The sequence below is a fragment of the Mycobacterium sp. TH-M25 genome (genome assembly GCF_057473665.1).
In genome coordinates, this window is sequence record NZ_JBYCLA010000122.1 from 1 (window position 1) to 3,874 (window position 3,874).

Here is a 3,874-nt window from a genome sequence, read left to right on the forward strand (position 1 = left end):
GTGGAGATCTCCTACGACAAGCCCGCTCAAGTGCAGAGCGCCGCCGCGGCCGAGTTCCTGCGGATGGAGGCCGAGTGGGAGTCGGCCTACCAGCTGACCCTGCGTGCGGCCTGGCAGGCCGACAACAACATTCCCAACTCCAAAGAGGCCTCGATGTCGAAGGCCAAGGCCGGCCGGGTCGGCAGCGACATCACCCTCAAGGCGGTCGAATTGGCCGGCACCATCGGCTATTCGGAAGAGACGCTGCTGGAGAAGTGGGCCCGCGACTCGAAGATCATGGACATCTTCGAAGGCACCCAACAGATCCAGCAATTGGTGGTCGCGCGCCGCCTGCTGGGCCTGTCGTCGTTTGAGCTGAAGTAGGTGCGGCCGCTCAGGCGGCAATGAGCTTGAGCGGCAGGCGTTCGTGGCGCCGAATGATGTTGTTGACGGCCCACGTTGGCGGTGCGGTCAGCTCGATCCGATCCACACGATCCGCCAACGCACGCAACATCGCCTCGGTTTCCAGGCGGGCCAATCCCTGCCCGGCGCAGGCATGGGCACCGTGGCCGAAGCCCAGCTGTCGGGTGGCGTCGCGTCGGACATCGAACACGTCGGGTTGGTCCCATTCCAGCTCGTCGCGATTGGCCGAGGCGTAGATCACCAGGACTCGCGACCCAGCGGGGAGCGTGGCCTCGCCAATGATCTTCTTCCGAAAGGTTTTTCGCGCGAAGGCGCGCACCGGCGACTCGTAGCGGACGACTTCGTTGACGGCATTCGGAATCAGATTCCGATTGCCCTTCAGGATCTCCCATTGCTCCGGAAATATCGCGAACAATTGCAGCGCACTGGAGATCGCGCTGATCGTGGTGTCCAGCGAGGGAGCCATGTAGTCGACCATCAGCGGTGGACATTCGCTGCGCGACAGCCGCCCTTGGTCTGCCGCGGTCAGAACGTCGTGGCCCAGGCTGTCTTCGATCACACTGCGGTGGCGAACAACGCGGCGCGCGAAGCGCAGCATCTGGACACTCGACGGAGATGCTCTGAGCCACTGCCGATTCAGCGGACCCAGGACGTCGAATGTCGCCCCGGCCCAGGTGAGGAGATGCTCGCGCTGGTCGCGCGGCCACCCGACCAGGTCTGGCACCACCGCCAACGGCAACGCGGTCGCGAGGTCTGCCACGCCGTCGATCTCGCCCTTACCCAGCGCGGCATCGACGACTTGAGCGGCCTGCTCGTCCACGCTGTCGCTGATGGCACGCAACGCCCTCGGCAGCATCCGGTGCGCCACGAGTTTGCGCCGCAGGCTGTGCTCGGCGCCGTCGCTGGCCAGTGTCGTGCCGTGGGAAAGTCGATTGCTGATGGGATTGAGCGCTACCGCGTTGGCGGAGACGAACGTCTTGTCGTCGCGCAGCACGGCCTTGCACTCGCCGAACCGAGGCAACGCGCACACCCGCTGCTTCGGCAGCCACACCACGGGACCCAGTTCGCGAAGCCGGGCGTAGTGCGGATGCGGGTCGACAATGGCCTCGGTCGCGTAGATGTCCGGTCGGTAGACCGGTATGCCGGCGGGCGCGCGACGCATCACGCGTACCTCACCACGTTGCGTTGAGAACCCAGGTCGATCGCTCCGTCGTCGGTGGCAACCGCAGCTTCCACAATGTCGCCGTCCTGCAAGTACTTCGGATTCTTGGCCTGGCGGCTGAAGAACGCCTTCCACTTGACGGCGGGCGGCAGCAGCGAGCCGATGATTTCGATCGGCTTGGGCGGCGCGCTGAGTGCGGTGCCCACCGGGGTTCCGGTCAAGACGACGTCACCCGGGTCCAGTCGCTGAAAGCGAGCCAGCCCCTGCAGCGCCTGTACCGGCGGGTAGATCATGTCGCCGTCGACGATGGCGTTCTGGCGGAGTTCGCCGTTGACCCGCAACTGGAGGCGCAGTTCGCCGAAGCGTTTGAGTTCACCGGCGTCCAGCAGCACCAGCGCCGGACCGGCCGGCGTGAACGTCGGATACGACTTCGACTCGTAGAACTGGGTTTTGGGGAGCTGGACATCCCGGGCCGACACATCGTTGGTCACTACCAGACCGGCGATGTAGTCGGCCAGGTTCGCTTCGGAGACCTCGGTGCCGACCGGGATCTCGCGACCGATCACGAGACCGATCTCGACTTCGTAGTCCAGGAACTTGACGTGCGACGGCTTGACGATATCGTCGGACGGCCCGGCGATGGACCCGGATGCCTTGCGGAAGAACGTGAGTGGAATCGACGTCGGGTCCATGCCGGCGTCTTCGACGTGCGAGGTGAAGTTGGTCATCTGCGCCACCACTCGGCACGGCGCGGTCAGCGGCGAGAGCAGTGCCAGGCTCTCGACGGGTACCGCGGCGGAACCCGACGCGGCCGCGGTGACGGCGGCGCGGTCGGCCAGGAGCCCCGCCGTCGTGGTGGCGTCGCTGTCGACCTTGACGGCCCCGGCCGCCGTGGTGACCCACCAGGCGTCGGCGGTGCGCAGGATCGAAAGGGTCATGACGTGGCTACTTTCATCAGGCCGATCAGGCGACGGATGTCGAATTCGTTGTCTGCGCGCAGTGCGGCGATCATCGACCGCGCTTCGTGGGGCAGGGATCGCGGGTTGGTCCCGAGGAAGTCCTTGGTGACCGGCGGGCCCCACTGGGCCAAGCCGGATCCGGTGAACGGCGCCCAGCCTGGTTCCAGCGTGCAGTCGAACATGTCTCCGTCGATGAAATGTTCGACCATGAATCCGTCGGGGTCGCGCCAATAGTCGAAGATCTGGCTGCCCTGGATATGTCTGCCAATCCCCCAGCTGCGTTGGTAGCCGGAGTCTTTCAGGTACTCTCCGCCGGCAGCGAGGGCGTCGAGGTCGCACACCTGGTACGCCGAGTGGACGTAGCGGTTGGTCGGCCCCAGTGCGAGCGCGACCGTGTGGTGGTCGGCCAGGGTCTGGCCACGGTCGCAGCGCATGAAGCTCATCGTCGGCCCGAGATCGCGCTGACCGGGAAAGAACAGGAAGTCGCTGACGATCATGCCGAGTTGGTCGAGGTACCAATTCAGCGACTCGCGATACTTGGTCGTCTGCAACACCACATGCCCGAGCCGCTGAATCCGCGCCGGTTGCCGGGGTGGCCGCTGAACCGTGTTGGCGCGCAGAACGTCCGCGCCGACGTTGAACGTCGCCACCGACTGGGCCGGGAGTGCGGCGAGTCGACGGACACCCGCGACCACGCGAACCGGCATCCCGCTGGGATCGGTCAGATCGGCCGCGAGACCGCCGATCGCATCGGGTAAGGCGCGTGGCCGCGTTCCGTTCGCGGTGGCCAGTCGTCGCACGTCGGCCTCGTCATTTGCCGCGAACGCCGTACCGACGAAGCGTGATGTCGCCCCGCGGCGCATCAGCACACACGGCGCGCCCGCGTCACTGCCGCGCAGATACAGCTCGCCGCCGCTGCGCGACACCGTCGTGAAGCCGAACGCGTGCGCAAATACCTCTGCCCGAAGCAGATCCGGCTTCTGGAACTCCAGCCAGGCCAGGTCATGGACTTTGATCACCGGATTCAGTGACCGCCCCGGGTGCTCACCGCGGCGGGCGCCGTGCTCGCTGTGCAGATCCGCGTGGGCCGTCATGTTTTCCCTTACTGGCCTTCCGTGATCAACCGCAGTGCGGTGTCGTACAACGCGCGGGCGTGCAACTCGAAGAGGGCGATCAGATCCACTGCGTCGCCGCCGATCTCCTTGGCGATGAAGAGTCCGTCGGCGCCGGCCATGGCATAGGTGACGAGTTGAGAAATGTGAGCCTCGGTGAGATCTGGCCCTAGCTCACGGATGGTTTCGGCCAACTGGTCACAGGTCTGGGCGCGCGTCTGAATGAACATCGCGCGGGC

At 65.8% G+C, this 3,874-nt stretch carries 4 protein-coding genes and 1 pseudogene; 1 reads left to right on the top strand and 4 read right to left on the bottom strand.

Features of this window, described 5'->3' with window-relative positions; all coding sequences use genetic code 11:
• The coding region (locus tag AC2VOU_RS04210; protein WP_486956219.1) for an acyl-CoA dehydrogenase family protein at window positions 1–363 on the top strand (363 nt) is incomplete at its 5' end.
• Between the two features lie 10 nt (window positions 364–373).
• On the opposite strand, the gene AC2VOU_RS04215 is transcribed toward AC2VOU_RS04210, so the two are convergent.
• The 4 genes and pseudogenes from AC2VOU_RS04215 to AC2VOU_RS04230 all read right to left on the bottom strand — a co-directional run.
• Window positions 374–1,564 (bottom strand): cytochrome P450, encoded by a 1,191-nt coding sequence (locus AC2VOU_RS04215; protein WP_486956220.1) that lies wholly within the window; start codon window positions 1,562–1,564, stop codon window positions 374–376.
• Window positions 1,564–2,502 carry a fumarylacetoacetate hydrolase family protein gene (locus AC2VOU_RS04220; protein WP_486956221.1) on the bottom strand — a complete coding sequence of 313 codons (939 nt, stop codon included), beginning with the start codon at window positions 2,500–2,502 and terminating at the stop codon, window positions 1,564–1,566. Before AC2VOU_RS04220 ends, AC2VOU_RS04215 begins: the two co-directional genes overlap by 1 nt.
• Entirely contained in the window at window positions 2,499–3,617 is a 1,119-nt protein-coding gene (locus AC2VOU_RS04225) for a VOC family protein (protein WP_486956222.1), read from the bottom strand. Before AC2VOU_RS04225 ends, AC2VOU_RS04220 begins: the two co-directional genes overlap by 4 nt.
• 8 nt (window positions 3,618–3,625) lie before the next feature.
• Window positions 3,626–3,874 (bottom strand): annotated as a pseudogene (locus tag AC2VOU_RS04230) (TetR/AcrR family transcriptional regulator); the annotation flags it as partial.

Coding starts and splice junctions, on each gene's coding strand:
- AC2VOU_RS04215 (WP_486956220.1), bottom strand. CDS start 1,564: ATGCGTCGCGCGCCCGCCGGCATACCGGTCTACCGACCGGACATCTAC.
- AC2VOU_RS04220 (WP_486956221.1), bottom strand. CDS start 2,502: ATGACCCTTTCGATCCTGCGCACCGCCGACGCCTGGTGGGTCACCACG.
- AC2VOU_RS04225 (WP_486956222.1), bottom strand. CDS start 3,617: ATGACGGCCCACGCGGATCTGCACAGCGAGCACGGCGCCCGCCGCGGT.